We start from the raw sequence: 13,354 nt of genomic DNA, 5'->3' as shown, positions 1-13,354 counted from the left end.
TCATTCCTCAAGAAAAACGTCTGCGTCGGCAAGCATCGGCGCTTTCTGATCCTTGTCCGAAAGCTGGACGCCTGATGCGGATATCGGCCAGTCTATGCTTATTGCCGGGTCATCAAAGCGGATCGAGCGGTCGTGCTCGGGGGAATAACAATTGGTTACCTTGTAGATGACTTCGGTATGCTCAACGAGCGTCATGAAGCCATGTGCGAAGCCCTTCGGCACAAGAATCTGGTTCCATTTTTCAGCCGAGACTTCCAACGCCACCCACTTGCCGAATGTGGGCGAGCCTTTGCGGATATCGACCGCAACGTCCAGAATTGCACCGCGCGTGACGCGCACCAGCTTGTCCTGCGCAAATGGCGGCAACTGATAATGAAGGCCGCGCACAACGCCCCTGGCCGCCGAATAGGAATGGTTGTCCTGAACGAAAGTCAGATCAATACCGGCTTCGGCGAATGATTTCGCATTGTAGGTCTCGGAGAAAAAGCCACGGTCATCACCGAATTTACGCGGGCTGATTTCCAACAGACCATGGAGTTCCAACCGGCGAACTATCATCTTTCGTTACCGATTTCCTCGACGCGACGCCGCAGATAGGCGGCATATTCGGTCTGGCCCAGTTTATCCGCCCGTTCAAGAACGGCATCTCCGTCAATCCAGCCTTTTTCAAACCCGATTTCCTCGGGACAGGCAATCTTGATCCCTTGCCGCTTCTCGATCGTACGCACAAAGGACGACGCATCCTGAAGACTGTCGTGCGTTCCGGTATCGAGCCAGGCATAGCCCCGCCCCAACTGGTGGACTTTCAAATCTCCGCGCTGAAGATATATATTGTTGACGGCCGTGATTTCCAATTCGCCGCGCGCAGAAGGCTTGAGGGAAGCAGCAATATCGACGACATCATTGTCGTAGAAATACAGTCCGGTCACCGCCCAGGAGGATTTGGGCTTAATCGGCTTCTCCTCGATGGAGATCGCCTTGCCGGTTGTCTTATCGAACTCAACCACGCCATAGCGTTTGGGGTCTTCGACCCGATAGGCGAATACCGAGCCGCCCTTATCTAGACAAGCAGCGCTTTCACACAACTGCGACAGGCCGTCGCCGAAATAGATATTGTCGCCGAGGATCATTGCTACATGGTCGTTATCGATAAAATGGCGACCGATGATGAAAGCTTCCGCCAGACCGTTTGGCCGCGGTTGTTCTGCAAAGGAAAAGTCCATGCCGAACTCACTGCCATCTCCGAGCAACTTGCGGAAAAGAGGCAGATCGTGCGGCGTCGAGATAACCAGAACATCCCTGATTCCCGCCAGCATCAATACGCTCAGCGGGTAATAGATCATCGGCTTATCATAGATCGGAAGAAGTTGCTTCGAAATGGCTATCGTCAGGGGATAAAGACGCGTACCACTGCCACCGGCCAGGATAATGCCTTTCATCTACGCTCCATTACTAACTTCATCATCATGAAGGTACGAGGTATTGAAAACGGCGCCAGTAAAGCTTGTCCGAATAGCAGTGACAACCTTTTGTCACTGCACCAGTGAGGTATAATTTTTCACATATTCTAGCGCCATTTTATCAGCTGTGAAATGCTCGATATATCGCGCCCGCGCATTCCTTCCAAAAATTTTGGCGTGCTCCGGGTCGCGTGCGATGCTTCGCATTGCAGCTGACAGCGCTTCCGGGTTCTGCGGCGGCACCACAATTCCCGTTTGTCCGTTCAGATTGACATAACTTGTACCGGTGCCGATTTCACACGAGATCATCGGCTTTCCGAACATAGACGCCTCCACCAGCGACAGTCCAAACGCTTCAGAACGTAGATGCGAGGGAAAAATCAGCCCGGAACTCAACTCCAAAAGCGCAGTCTTGTCCGTATCCGGCAGCGCTCCGGCGAAATGAACGTGCGACAGATCATGCTCGTTCGCATATGCGGTGAGCTGGGGTTTCATAGGGCCATCACCGACAATGACAATATCAATATCGGAAGTTCGTGCTGCAGCCAGCAGCGTTCTTAAACCTTTGTAATAGCGCAACACACCGACGAAGAGAAAGAAGGGGCGAGGAAACCGCTCGTGCCAGCGCGCCTTGGTTGCGGCATCGGCAGGAGGATAATCGGCCTCGTCCAAGCCAAGTGGAATGACCGCCGTTTTATCGCTAAACCGCTGCAGAACATCGCTCGTCGCCAGATAATTCGGAGAGGTGGCAATGATCCTATCCACACTACCGAGAAAGCGGTTCATCAAAGGGCGATAGAGCTGAAGGAGTAGTTTCTGCTTAACGATGTCCGAATGATAGGTCACAATGGTTGGCTTTTCCGGACGAACGCCGACCTGTACGATATCGCTCATGGGCCAGGGGAAATGATAATGTACTATATCAGCTTGACTGCTCAACTCCCTGAACCGGGAAAACACATCACGCGACAATCCCGTTGATGCAAACTCAAAATCGAGCCTGGCCTTATATGCCATGTGACCATCAAAATTTCGGGTATTTTCTTCCGGCTTTGCGCTCAAGGACAAAACGTCCGATGCAATACCGTATTCAGCCGCGCCTTTTGCGATCGCATGAATGGTTCGCTCGATACCGCCGAATGTATCTGGCCAATAGGTCTTAAAAAAATGCAGAACTCGCATGTTTCTCCAATATACATCATCATCGGCACATCTGATCGTTCGTCATCAGCGACGACAACTAAAATGTCATGACAGCCTAAAGTGCGGATATTGTTTTCTCTGCTTCATAACAGGCGCAGAGAATATGGTAAAAGGTCGACGCGGGCGCGGGCTCATTGATGAGCGTACCACCTTCCGGCCACTTGTCGTACCATAACCCTTTGATCGGCGTTTCAAGAAATGGCCGTAGGGCGTCAAAGGCTCGCAATGCTGATTCCAGATAAAAACTTCGCTCTTTGCCCTCGCTCAATGAAGCAAATAACAGAGCCGATTTTATCCATTCAGTTTGTGGCCACAGACGCGCGAGACCATCGTGAACCGAAAAATCGTCATACAAGCTCATGATGGCCACTTTGCGCTGCTCGCATATACCACGATCTATTGCAATCTGGAATAGACGCTTGGCCGCCCGCATGCCATCGTAATTCTGTCGCCGATCCGCCCACTGGCCCATCAGCCAGGACCATTCGAACTGATGTCCCGGTTCGACCACCCTGCCCTTTTCACCTGGATATGGCTGCCAGTCACGATCGAAGAATTCACGCAACGCACCGGTCTTACCATCAATGAATTTCGTTAATGCAAGATTTGCGATCTCATCAGCATATATCGACCAGAACTCTGTTTGTGGGTCTACCGCCTCCCAAGCGAGCATTGCTTCGAACAAATGCATGTGCGGATTTGAACACAAAGGAAGCTTTGGCGGATTGGCTTCCTCAAATCCACCAAGAGGATGATGATAATCATCCACGAGCGAATTCATCAGACCAAGCGCTCGTTGACGCATTTCATCAAATCGACCCGGTATGGAAACCGCGATCTGAGCGGCCGAAAAAACGGAAAAAGCCTGGTTGTAGAGATCGAAAGTGTGATCGATCATCTCGCCATTTTGACTGGCAAGACTGCCATAAAAGCCGTCTTCTCGCCGATAGACGCGATCATAATATTCTATTCCGGCTTCAACGGTCTGCTTCCATTCGCCATGCCAGCCCATGGCACCAGCCTTAGCGAAACAATAAATCTGTCTCGGATGCACGCGAGAACGACGATTATCTGCATCCGTTGCGACGCCGTCCTGGCCAATACGTTCAAAGAAGCCGTTATTCGGTGCATCCACACCGGCCGACAACCAAAGAGGCAACGCGTGGTTATGGAGCCACGACGATAAGCGTTCGACTTCCGCCCGAAGTTTACGTGTCACATCATTCATTGCACGGCTTTCATGCTGAAATAATCAAACGATCAAACACGTCCGAAATCATCCTCGAAGCGCACAATATCGTCTTCGCCCAAATAAGCTCCAGTTTGAACCTCAATCAGTTCAAGCAGAATTTTACCCGGATTTGAGACACGGTGTACCGCACCTTGAGAAATATATGTCGATTCGTTTTCTGACAGGAAAAGGCTCTCGTCATCAATCACGATTTCGGCCACGCCCCGAACAACCACCCAATGCTCAGAACGATGGTGATGCTTTTGGAGCGAGAGTTGTTTACCGGGCTTGATGAACAGACGTTTTACCTGGAACCGATCGCCCGAAAGCAAATGGGTGTAGCCGCCCCAAGGGCGATAGATGGTCCGGTGCTCCTCGGCAAGCTTCGCCGTAGCTGGTTGTTTCATCAGCGCCTTTACGATCGCGCCTACACCTTGCGCTTCTGAGAGCTTGCCGACATAGAACGCATCTTCCGAGGCCACAATCGTCAGATCATCGACACCATTGACCGCTACATGAACGCCTTCAGACAAGACCAGAGAATTATTGGTGTTGTGCAAGCTGACAGGTCCGCGTGCAACGTTTCCAGCCAGATCCTGTTTGCTTTCCTTCCAGACAGCATCCCACGAGCCGAGATCCGACCAGTGGATTGGTGACGGAACAACAGAAGCGAGCTTTGTCTTCTCGAAAATCGCATAGTCGACGGAAATATCCGGCGCTTTCTCAAATTCGGCGCTGTTCAGACGCACAAAATCGAGATCCCGCTGTGCAGTCGCAACGGATGCCTGAGCAGCTTCATATACCGCTGGCGCGTGACGTTTGCATTCATCGAGGAAGACGTCCGAACGGAACAAAAACATCCCTGAGTTCCAGTAGAAGCCGCCGGCAGCAAGCATTTCCCGCGCAACTTCCTCCTTCGGCTTTTCAACAAAGCGCTTAATTGTACAGGCTCCGCTTTCTTCCAACTGACCTGCTTCGATGTAACCAAAACCGGTTGCCGGTTCCGTCGGCGTAATGCCAAAAGTGGCAAGACGCCCCATACGAGCTGCATTACTCGCCGTGTCGACAGCCTGAAAATATGCATCATCCATTTCAATGTTGTGGTCAGATGCCACGACATGGATAAGGGTCGGCTCCTCTATGGAAGCGATTAAAGCCGCAGCGGCAATTGCCGGCGCTGTGTTGCGAGCGACTGGTTCCAAAATAACATCCGAAAGTTCGACGCCACATTCCAATGCCTGTTCCGCCACCAAAAACCGATAGTCAGCGTTCGTTATGATAATCGGCTTGGAATAACGCTTCGGATCCGACAATCGTTTCAAAGTCATCTGAAAGAGGCTGAGTTCGCCAGTCAGAGCCAGAAACTGTTTTGGGCGTTGCGAGCGTGACATCGGCCACAATCTCGTACCTTTTCCGCCTGCCAACACCACTGGCCTGATCAACATTTCACGCACTTTAACTTCCTTTCGATGAGCAGAATTCAGATCGTCTCGGAGAGTTTTGCAACGAACTCACTCAGCATCTGATCTGTTTTCTCCACTGAACCTGTTTCAATATAAATCCGCATTTCCGGCGCATTGCCGGATTGACGGAAATGAACAGTGTCGCCATTGGCAAACGCCATTCGCACGCCATCGACTGTCGAAATTGATTCCGGCTCAGCAATCAAGGGGGAGAAACTAGAACGAAATGATTGTGACGTTTCTATAGCGCGCAGAAATGAAGAGGCGCGATCTGCGGGAACTTCCTTGACCCTATCGGCCTTCATGCATCGAGCAGGCAGTGTTCCAACCAACTGACTCAACCTCACCCCCTGTTCTTTAGCCTGCACTAGAACAGCCACCGCTGGCAAAACGGAATCGCGCGTTGGAAGGCGACCCAACAAGCCTGACTTCAACGTCACATCATCGCCAAGCAGAAAGCCGCCATTGGCCTCAAAACCAACAACTGGATGCGCCCCGGCGCGCGCCATTTCGGCTACGACATAGGGCGACCCAATCCGTGTCCTGTGGATGCTCTCGAACCAGCCGCTTTCCTCAAGGGCACTCGTCGTACTGAGCGGCGTTACAACTGTTTTCGCTCCTAAATATCGGGCTGTCAAAATGCCCAATATATCGCCATTGACCTGCCGTCCCTGATCATCAATGACTAGCGGCCTGTCACCGTCTCCATCTGTCGAAACCACGGCATCTAATCCGTGCTCAATAATGAAAGCGCGTGATCGCTCTAAATCCACTGACTCCAGCGCCTCGGTATCAACGGCGACAAACTTATTCATTCTGCGGAATGGATAAACCTCGGCTCCGAGACCCTCAAATATACGTACGAGAAGGTTGCGGCCCACCGCAGAATGAAGATCAATACCGATTTTCATTCCGGTCAGCGCGTCCGAACCGAAAGAACTGATAGAGCGGCCCACATATTCCTCGGCCACATCGGCCAGAGGAGCAGTTATGTCGGCGGGCTGTCTTTCAGTATCCTTTTTCAACAATTCTTCCGCGAGAATGCGAACGGGAGCTTCGTCTTCTTTCAGAAACTCGCCGTCAGGACGGTAGAATTTGATGCCATTGTAAGCCTCCGGAATATGGCTCCCTGTTATCATAATGGCAGGCGCATTGCGAGCCATCGCGTAAGCTGCGAGTGCCGGTGTCGGAACATTTCCCGCCCATATCGCATTCTTCCCTCCCAATTTGATCGCAGACAGACATGAACTTGCGATGCGAGGACTGGATTCCCGCAGATCAGCGGCGACATAGACCTCACGAAATTCGAAACCACGCACCATGTGCTGCAGAAAAGCAATGACATAGGCGACGCAAGCTTGGTCTGTAAAATCAGTTGCCGGCCCCCGCAGTCCCGACGTTCCAAATGTAACTGCCATTTTTCAGATTACCTCGCATCTTCTTCGATCCCTATTGCCACGGAAATATGAAACAATACAAATAAATAAACACCTCAAGCACAGTTACAACGAGCTTTCCTCACCTGTCTTAAACGGGCTTCATAGTCCCCATTGACCGTGGGAAACGCAACACGCTCCGACCAGCGGGCAGACGGTCGAACATAGACCGAGAGGGCGACGAGCTGCTCAAGATTGCACAGAAAAGGCTTCAGGCACGTCAAATAAATGTAAGGTAAGAAGCCAATTGCCCAACTTACGTACTGTCCACACATCAAGAGGCGCCTGAAAAGAAATTCGACATTGGGTAACGTATAAATTATGACATTCTGGAAATTTTTCGGAGACGATATGACAAGCTCTGCTTCAAAAGGCCTTTATATTCTTGGTTTTGGGGGTCACGCGCGCAGCGTTGCGGATGTAGCCATGTTGGCAGGCTGGAACGATTTTGTTTTCGTAGACAACAATGCCCAGCCAAACGAGCAGTTTCACTCTTTTAAGGTCCTGAGCGCCTTGCCCGCGGTCGTCGATCTCGACTGGAAAGTATTCCCTGCGGCTGGAGATAATCATCGTCGACGCGAACAGGTGGCCGCAGCCCAAATGGAGCTGGCCACAGTGATATCTCCCCAAGCCACCATCGGCGTTGGAGCCGTGATTAGCGACGCCACACTCGTGTGCCACGGCGTGCATATTGGGCCTGATGCCCGGATCGGATGCGGTGTCATACTCAATACTCATTCTGTCATAGAGCATGAAGTCGAAATTGGGAATTTTACTCATATCTCCGTCAACGCCACAATTGCTGGTCGAACGAGGGTGGGATCAGATGTTATGGTGGGTGCTGGCGCAGTTCTCATCGACTCGGTCACCGTTTGCGATGATGTTATCATAGGTGCTGGCGCGGTGGTGACATCCGACATCACTGAACCTGGAACATACGTTGGAATACCCGCGCGGCGCATTGTTAAAAAACCGCTATAGTGCATGCATCACATGGGAGCGTTTTCCGTTGAAAACGGAGCGCGGGACCGTTCTATTTTGTTTATCGCACATCTTATCCAAGAGCCGTTCCGGCTGTTCGGATGTGCTCCAGCGAGAGCAAACCATGAGAATTGGAGTCGATGCCCGAAATCTGGTACCTAAATTATCCGGTATTGGACGCTATGTACTTGAAACCACTCGGCATCTTAGTCAGAGCGGTCATGAGGTATTTCTCTATCTTCCGGAGCCTCCTAATGACCGGGATTCGCTCCCTCCAGTCGAAAGCGTTGATATATCCGGCTTCAAAGGAGCCTTGCCGCGTATTATTTGGGGAAATAGCTACCTTCCGCTAAAAGCAAAGAAGGACAAGGTCGATGTTTTGTGGGGGCCAGCCCACCGGCTTCCGATCATGTCCGCGAGTGATCTCCCGCAAGTACTAACGATACACGATCTGGTCTGGCACCATGCCTCCTCTACTATGCGGTTTCAGGGGTGGATGGCGGAACGAGCATTTATGAAGACCTCCATCAGACGCGCGGAACGCGTTGTCGCCGTTTCACACGCAACGAAACAATCGCTATTCGAATTATACCCTTGGACGCGAAACAAAATCGATGTTGTCCATCCCGGCTGCACCCCTTTCACGCCGGATTTGTGTTCGGCAGACCTGGAACGATTTAACCTGGATCGACCGTACGCACTTTTTGTTGGAACACTGGAACCAAGAAAGAATCTTCTACGCCTGCTGGAGTCATTTGCCGCTCTATCTGCCGACACCCGATCGAAACTTCTTTTGGTAATTGCGGGAGGTCAGGGTTGGGGATTGAACGACCTCAAAACTGAAATCTCCCGTCTTAATATCACATCATCAGTGCGCCTGACTGGGTTTGTATCCGACGAAGAACTGGGCAAGCTTTACCGAGATGCACGGTTTCTCGCGATGCCGTCGCTGTACGAAGGTTTCGGGTTCCCGATAATCGAGGCTAACCAGCTTGGTGTGCCCGTGTTAACATCGAATACGTCTTCAATGCCAGAAGTAGGAGGAGATGCCGCCCTCCTCATCGATCCAACGTCTGTATCTTCCATTACGGACGGCCTTCGAAGGCTAGCAACGGATGATGCCCTGCATAAGCGCCTAACCGACGCTACGCACAAAAACGCGACCAGATTCGACTGGTCCCGGAGCGCCTACGAACTGACAGAGGTTTTTCGGCGAGTCCTAGACGAATGCAGCGAGAGATAGAGTATTCGTCAATTCGCTTTATAGCCGCCCACATACGCCTTTTTGTGAAATTTCATCCACGACCAAGCTCTGGTAGGTTGTCATTGCGCAGGAGTTTTCGGTGGCCGCAGCGATGTTTTTGTTTCAGCGATCATACGCATGTCGGCCAACGCAATGCGGGAAGCAGAAGCTCGCCAATTCCCTAAGACAATGAAGGAGACTAAACAATGCCAATCTCCAGATTCCCTGTTCTTCGGCCCGGCGCCGCAAGAGACGCTCAGCATTGTTCATCGGCAACAGGTCAACAAAGAACTCAATTCGACATGCCATCGTTGAGCAGCGCACAGAACCATCAGAAAGCCGCTCCAAGTAGGCAGGAGTTGTACCTCTATCCGGAACACGACCCCTTGGAATAATATTCCATAGATAGTAGCAGCTCCAGTTGAATGATTGGACTGCCACTATCTATCCGCTTTGCGCGCACCTAAAAATTCTCCACAGTCGAGATGGATGGAAAATTATCAGAGGTTATTTGCCTCTTTGTAACGATCAATTGCCATATCCATCTCCCCATCGAATATCACTTCACCATGATGAAAAACCAGCCCGCGTGTACAAATTGAGCGTAGCGTTGAAAAATCATGTGAAGCTAGGACAAGTATCTCTGCCCTCTCGATCAAATCAGTGATACGTCGTCGCGCTTTACCCATAAAGTTCGCATCACCCGCCCCGATAACCTCGTCAAGCAACAAAATGTCTCCACCAACCGAGGTCGAAATTGCAAATGCAAGACGCACCTGCATGCCGGCGGAATAGGTTTTGATAGGATAATCTATAAATTCACCGATATCGGCAAATTCAATAATCTCGGACTGAATCGACTTCATATATTTGGGCGTCAAACCAAGAAGCAGACCACGGTAGAGAATATTTTCACGACCGCTCGCATCTGGTTCGAATCCGAGACTGATATCGAACAGGGAACGTACCGTCCCTTCAACTGTTCGCGAGCCTGACGAAATAGGGTACAGACCTGCGAGCATCTTCAAAAACGTACTTTTCCCAGCACCATTATGCCCGAGCAGGCCAACGCGCTCTCCGGGTTGAATGGTGAGATTGATATCCTTTAGGGCATGGATATCAGCAATTTTAACCCCGCTCCCAGGCGTCAACATAGATGACAGCATAGTCTTGATAGATCGCTCTTTGAAAGCAACTGACGCATAGTGGAGATTGACGTTCGATAATTCGATACGATTTGTCATAGATAGAATATCACCCGTTTTTCTGCTTTTCGCCCCACAGCAACTGCGATCAGCGAAAATAACAATGCCGTACCGAAACACCACATGTAGTTCGTTAGCGTTGGCCAATCACCGTGTAACAGTGGCGCGCGCACGATCTGCAGAAGATGATAAATGGGATTGTAGTCCAACAACGCGTGAAGGTTGCCCCGTCTAAAAATGGAATCTTCAAAGTAAACAGGCGATACAAACCATATTGCTTGCAACATTAATCCCAGAGCATGAGGCAAGTCTCTAAACCGAGTAGAAAAATATGCCATGATTGTTGCCCATGGCCATACAAACATGGCCAAGATTGGAAAAATAGTCAAAGCAGCAAGCCAGCACCAACCAAAATTCTGGGGCATAACGACCAGAACCCATCCAATCAAACTCACCGAAGCTACTGCCAATACAATGAGACCGGACAGTACGTTTCTGAGCGTATAGATCGCCAATGGGTGTTTCGTCTGTTTGATATAGGCGTCAGCCTGCACAAAGGCCATGGAGCCGCCGGTTACATTAAAGGCGATGTATTCCCATATAATGACGCCAGAAAGAATATAGGGTGCATATTCAGCAATCGTTGAATTGAATATCTGGCTGAATACTATTGATATCAGTATCGTCAACCCCAACGGCTGAAGCATAGACCATAATATTCCAAAAAATGATCTCCGCCAACGAGCACGGAGATCAGATAAAACCAAATGGAACCAAAAATAACGGGCGGCCCATATACCTCTGGCGTAATCCATTCAAAAGCTCACTTTCAACTCAACTTTTCTTTTGATCGAAATATTTACAAATGGTGTCGCAAATGTGATTCAGCTGCAGCTCGGTAAGATCGGGATAGCTCGGCAGGTTGATCCCTTTTAGACTTAGATTTTCTCCGACCGGAAACGACTGGTCCGTTGCACAGTGAGGCATCAGATGTGCCATAGGGAAAAATGGCCTGGTTTCTACTTCCTGTTCGGCAAGTTGTTTTCTCAACGGGTCTCTATCCGCCGCATCATTCAAGATTATGGAACACATCCAGTATGAGTGCTTACCCTCGCCCGCGAAATCGTGCGTTCGCAGCGGCAATCCCGACAGACGACGTGTATAAAACTCCGCGACACTCTTCTTCTTCTCAAGAAGCATGTCGGCCATTTCTAGCTGGGCCAGACCGATCGCCGCTTCAATGTTGGTCATACGATAATTGAACGCCAACATATCGTGCCAATATTCGCGCGTTACAGATACGCCTTGACTTTTTAGGCGCCTCGCCCGCTCCATTACCGACGGATCACGAGCTAGTACCATCCCACCTTCACCGGTAGTAATCGTTTTGTTGCCGAAGAAGCTGAAGCTTGAGGCGTCACCAAACGTGCCTACGTGCTGATCCTTCCAAAACGTACCGAAAGCTTCGGCACAGTCTTCAACAAGCAAAAGATCGTGCTTGTTACAAATTTGTAGAATGGCATCCATATCACACGGGTGACCATATAGATGCACGGCCATCACCGCTTTAGTCCGGGGTGTTATTGCAGCACGAATGGAGACCGGATCAACCTGAAGCGTACTGCTCAATGAATCCACAAACACCGGCTTGGCCCCGGTTTGCATAATCGTATTGACCGACGCGATATACGTGAAACTGGGGACGATTACCTCATCGCCCCGACCTATTCCGAGCGCCTCCAAAGCCAAATGAATAGCCACCGTTCCGTTAGCTACCGAAGTAGCTGAGCTTGCGCCGACATAGTCGGCGAAGGCAGATTCGAACTTGGAAATGAACTGGCCGCGAGAAGATATCCAGCCAGTCGTCAAGCACTCGTTGACATATTGAGAAACATTGCCTCCAAGATGAGGCTCATAAACTGGTATTCTTGACATGATCAATCTCTACGCACAGAGGACTGGTAGCCGTTTTCATTCAGGAATTTTTCCCGCTCGGCAGATTTGAGATCTTCAGCTGCCATTTCTTTCACCAGTTCTTTGAAACTCGTTGCTGGAGACCAGCCAAGCTTCGCCTTTGCTTTCGATGCATCTCCCAGTAGCGTTTCCACTTCAGCAGGACGGAAATACCTAGGATCAACGGCAACAATGCACTCCCCACTCGCCGTATCATATCCCTTTTCATTAACCCCTTCGCCCTCCCATCGGATGGAAATGCCCAGTTCGGCAGCGGCGAGTTCAACGAATTCTCGAACAGAATGTTGCTCTCCCGTGGCGATCACGAAATCTTCGGGGTGCTCCTGCTGCAGCATTAGCCACTGCATTTCCACATAATCTCGCGCATGCCCCCAATCGCGAAGAGCATCAAGATTGCCGAGAAACAGAGTTTTTTGAGTGCCGAGCTTAATTCGCGCCAGAGCACGCGTTATTTTGCGTGTTACGAACGTTTCGCCACGGTTTGGCGACTCGTGGTTAAACAATATTCCGTTGCACGCATAAATCCCGTAAGCTTCGCGGTAGTTTACCGTAATCCAATAGGCGTACATTTTGGCAACAGCATAAGGTGACCGTGGATAGAACGGCGTCGTTTCCTTCTGAGGCACTTCCTGAACTAAGCCGTACAACTCGGAAGTGGAAGCTTGGTAGAAACGGGTCTTTTTGGTTAAGCCCAGAATGCGAATGGCTTCCAGAATTCTGAGGGCACCAAGCGCGTCGGAATTCGCAGTATACTCTGGCTCTTCGAATGAAACCGCCACATGGCTTTGTGCAGCGAGGTTGTAGATCTCGTCAGGCTGCACAAGCTGAATGATGCGCATCAGGCTGGAAGAGTCTGTCAAGTCGCCGTGATGTAACGTTAGATCATTTCCCGTATCGTGTGGATCCGTATAGAGATGGTCAATTCTGTCGGTGTTAAATAGCGATGTGCGACGGCGAACCCCATGGACGGAATACCCCTTACCCAGCAGGAACTCAGCCAAGTAGGCGCCATCCTGGCCGGTTATTCCTGTTATGAGGGCGACTTTCTTCGTCATTACTTTCTCCATTAGAGCCTTCATCAACTTTCCTGCATCACCGATGCTGCCCCAGCCTGCAAATGTGTTGCTCTATAGACGCGCCGGGCGACAAAGTCGACCC

At 50.6% G+C, this 13,354-nt stretch carries 12 protein-coding genes; 2 read left to right on the top strand and 10 right to left on the bottom strand.

Going from position 1 to position 13,354, the window contains the following annotated elements:
• The 6 genes from rfbC to ACOWVS_RS03045 all read right to left on the bottom strand — a co-directional run bounded on the left by rfbC (nt 1) and on the right by ACOWVS_RS03045 (nt 6,775).
• On the bottom strand, nt 1-558 hold the full coding sequence (rfbC, locus tag ACOWVS_RS03070; RefSeq protein ID WP_075041605.1) for a dTDP-4-dehydrorhamnose 3,5-epimerase: 558 nt from the start codon (nt 556-558) through the stop codon (nt 1-3).
• Nucleotides 555-1,439 (bottom strand): glucose-1-phosphate thymidylyltransferase RfbA, encoded by an 885-nt coding sequence (gene rfbA / locus ACOWVS_RS03065; protein WP_075041604.1) that lies wholly within the window; start codon nt 1,437-1,439, stop codon nt 555-557. The genes rfbC and rfbA overlap by 4 nt, the downstream gene beginning before the upstream one ends.
• 93 nt (nt 1,440-1,532) lie before the next feature.
• The gene (locus ACOWVS_RS03060) at nt 1,533-2,642 is read right to left on the bottom strand and encodes a glycosyltransferase family 4 protein (protein WP_075041603.1); all 1,110 of its coding nucleotides are present in this window, start codon (nt 2,640-2,642) and stop codon (nt 1,533-1,535) included.
• 76 nt (nt 2,643-2,718) lie between these two features.
• Entirely contained in the window at nt 2,719-3,891 is a 1,173-nt protein-coding gene (locus tag ACOWVS_RS03055; protein WP_075041602.1) for an AGE family epimerase/isomerase, read from the bottom strand.
• Nucleotides 3,892-3,923: 32 nt separating this feature from the next.
• On the bottom strand, nt 3,924-5,348 hold the full coding sequence (locus tag ACOWVS_RS03050) for a mannose-1-phosphate guanylyltransferase/mannose-6-phosphate isomerase (protein WP_081375253.1): 1,425 nt from the start codon (nt 5,346-5,348) through the stop codon (nt 3,924-3,926).
• 26 nt (nt 5,349-5,374) lie between these two features.
• Nucleotides 5,375-6,775 (bottom strand): phosphomannomutase, encoded by a 1,401-nt coding sequence (locus ACOWVS_RS03045; RefSeq protein ID WP_075041600.1) that lies wholly within the window; start codon nt 6,773-6,775, stop codon nt 5,375-5,377.
• 369 nt (nt 6,776-7,144) lie between these two features.
• On the opposite strand from ACOWVS_RS03045, the gene ACOWVS_RS03040 reads away from it, so the two are divergent.
• Nucleotides 7,145-7,774 (top strand): NeuD/PglB/VioB family sugar acetyltransferase, encoded by a 630-nt coding sequence (locus ACOWVS_RS03040; protein ID WP_075041688.1) that lies wholly within the window; start codon nt 7,145-7,147, stop codon nt 7,772-7,774.
• 124 nt (nt 7,775-7,898) lie between these two features.
• Nucleotides 7,899-9,017: a glycosyltransferase family 4 protein gene (locus ACOWVS_RS03035; protein WP_075041599.1), complete on the top strand. Its 1,119-nt coding sequence runs from the start codon at nt 7,899-7,901 to the stop codon at nt 9,015-9,017.
• Between the two features lie 500 nt (nt 9,018-9,517).
• Here the strand turns inward: ACOWVS_RS03035 and ACOWVS_RS03030 are convergent, their stop codons facing one another.
• The 4 genes from ACOWVS_RS03030 to gmd are packed head-to-tail and all read right to left on the bottom strand — an operon-like array spanning nt 9,518 to nt 13,251.
• Nucleotides 9,518-10,261: an ABC transporter ATP-binding protein gene (locus tag ACOWVS_RS03030; protein WP_075041598.1), complete on the bottom strand. Its 744-nt coding sequence runs from the start codon at nt 10,259-10,261 to the stop codon at nt 9,518-9,520.
• Nucleotides 10,258-11,037 carry an ABC transporter permease gene (locus ACOWVS_RS03025; protein ID WP_075041597.1) on the bottom strand — a complete coding sequence of 260 codons (780 nt, stop codon included), beginning with the start codon at nt 11,035-11,037 and terminating at the stop codon, nt 10,258-10,260. Before ACOWVS_RS03025 ends, ACOWVS_RS03030 begins: the two co-directional genes overlap by 4 nt.
• Before the next feature lie 19 nt (nt 11,038-11,056).
• On the bottom strand, nt 11,057-12,157 hold the full coding sequence (locus ACOWVS_RS03020) for a DegT/DnrJ/EryC1/StrS family aminotransferase (RefSeq protein WP_075041596.1): 1,101 nt from the start codon (nt 12,155-12,157) through the stop codon (nt 11,057-11,059).
• A 2-nt stretch (nt 12,158-12,159) separates the two neighbouring features.
• Nucleotides 12,160-13,251 carry a GDP-mannose 4,6-dehydratase gene (gene gmd / locus ACOWVS_RS03015; protein ID WP_075041687.1) on the bottom strand — a complete coding sequence of 364 codons (1,092 nt, stop codon included), beginning with the start codon at nt 13,249-13,251 and terminating at the stop codon, nt 12,160-12,162.
• Nucleotides 13,252-13,354 lie beyond the last annotated feature (103 nt).

Origin of the sequence: Brucella sp. IR068 (genome assembly GCF_049065885.1) — a bacterium.
GTDB lineage: Bacteria > Pseudomonadota > Alphaproteobacteria > Rhizobiales > Rhizobiaceae > Brucella > Brucella intermedia.
Note: the sequence above shows the minus strand (reverse complement) of the source record. Positions and strands in the feature narration are given on the sequence as shown.

Bases quoted from the DNA above. Each gene is read 5' to 3' on its own strand.
- rfbC (WP_075041605.1), bottom strand. From the start codon at position 558: ATGATAGTTCGCCGGTTGGAACTCCATGGTCTGTTGGAAATCAGCCCG.
- rfbA (WP_075041604.1), bottom strand. From the start codon at position 1,439: ATGAAAGGCATTATCCTGGCCGGTGGCAGTGGTACGCGTCTTTATCCC.
- ACOWVS_RS03060 (WP_075041603.1), bottom strand. From the start codon at position 2,642: ATGCGAGTTCTGCATTTTTTTAAGACCTATTGGCCAGATACATTCGGC.
- ACOWVS_RS03055 (WP_075041602.1), bottom strand. From the start codon at position 3,891: ATGAATGATGTGACACGTAAACTTCGGGCGGAAGTCGAACGCTTATCG.
- ACOWVS_RS03045 (WP_075041600.1), bottom strand. From the start codon at position 6,775: ATGGCAGTTACATTTGGAACGTCGGGACTGCGGGGGCCGGCAACTGAT.
- ACOWVS_RS03040 (WP_075041688.1), top strand. From the start codon at position 7,145: ATGACAAGCTCTGCTTCAAAAGGCCTTTATATTCTTGGTTTTGGGGGT.
- ACOWVS_RS03035 (WP_075041599.1), top strand. From the start codon at position 7,899: ATGAGAATTGGAGTCGATGCCCGAAATCTGGTACCTAAATTATCCGGT.
- ACOWVS_RS03030 (WP_075041598.1), bottom strand. From the start codon at position 10,261: ATGACAAATCGTATCGAATTATCGAACGTCAATCTCCACTATGCGTCA.
- ACOWVS_RS03025 (WP_075041597.1), bottom strand. From the start codon at position 11,037: ATGGATTACGCCAGAGGTATATGGGCCGCCCGTTATTTTTGGTTCCAT.
- ACOWVS_RS03020 (WP_075041596.1), bottom strand. From the start codon at position 12,157: ATGTCAAGAATACCAGTTTATGAGCCTCATCTTGGAGGCAATGTTTCT.
- gmd (WP_075041687.1), bottom strand. From the start codon at position 13,251: ATGACGAAGAAAGTCGCCCTCATAACAGGAATAACCGGCCAGGATGGC.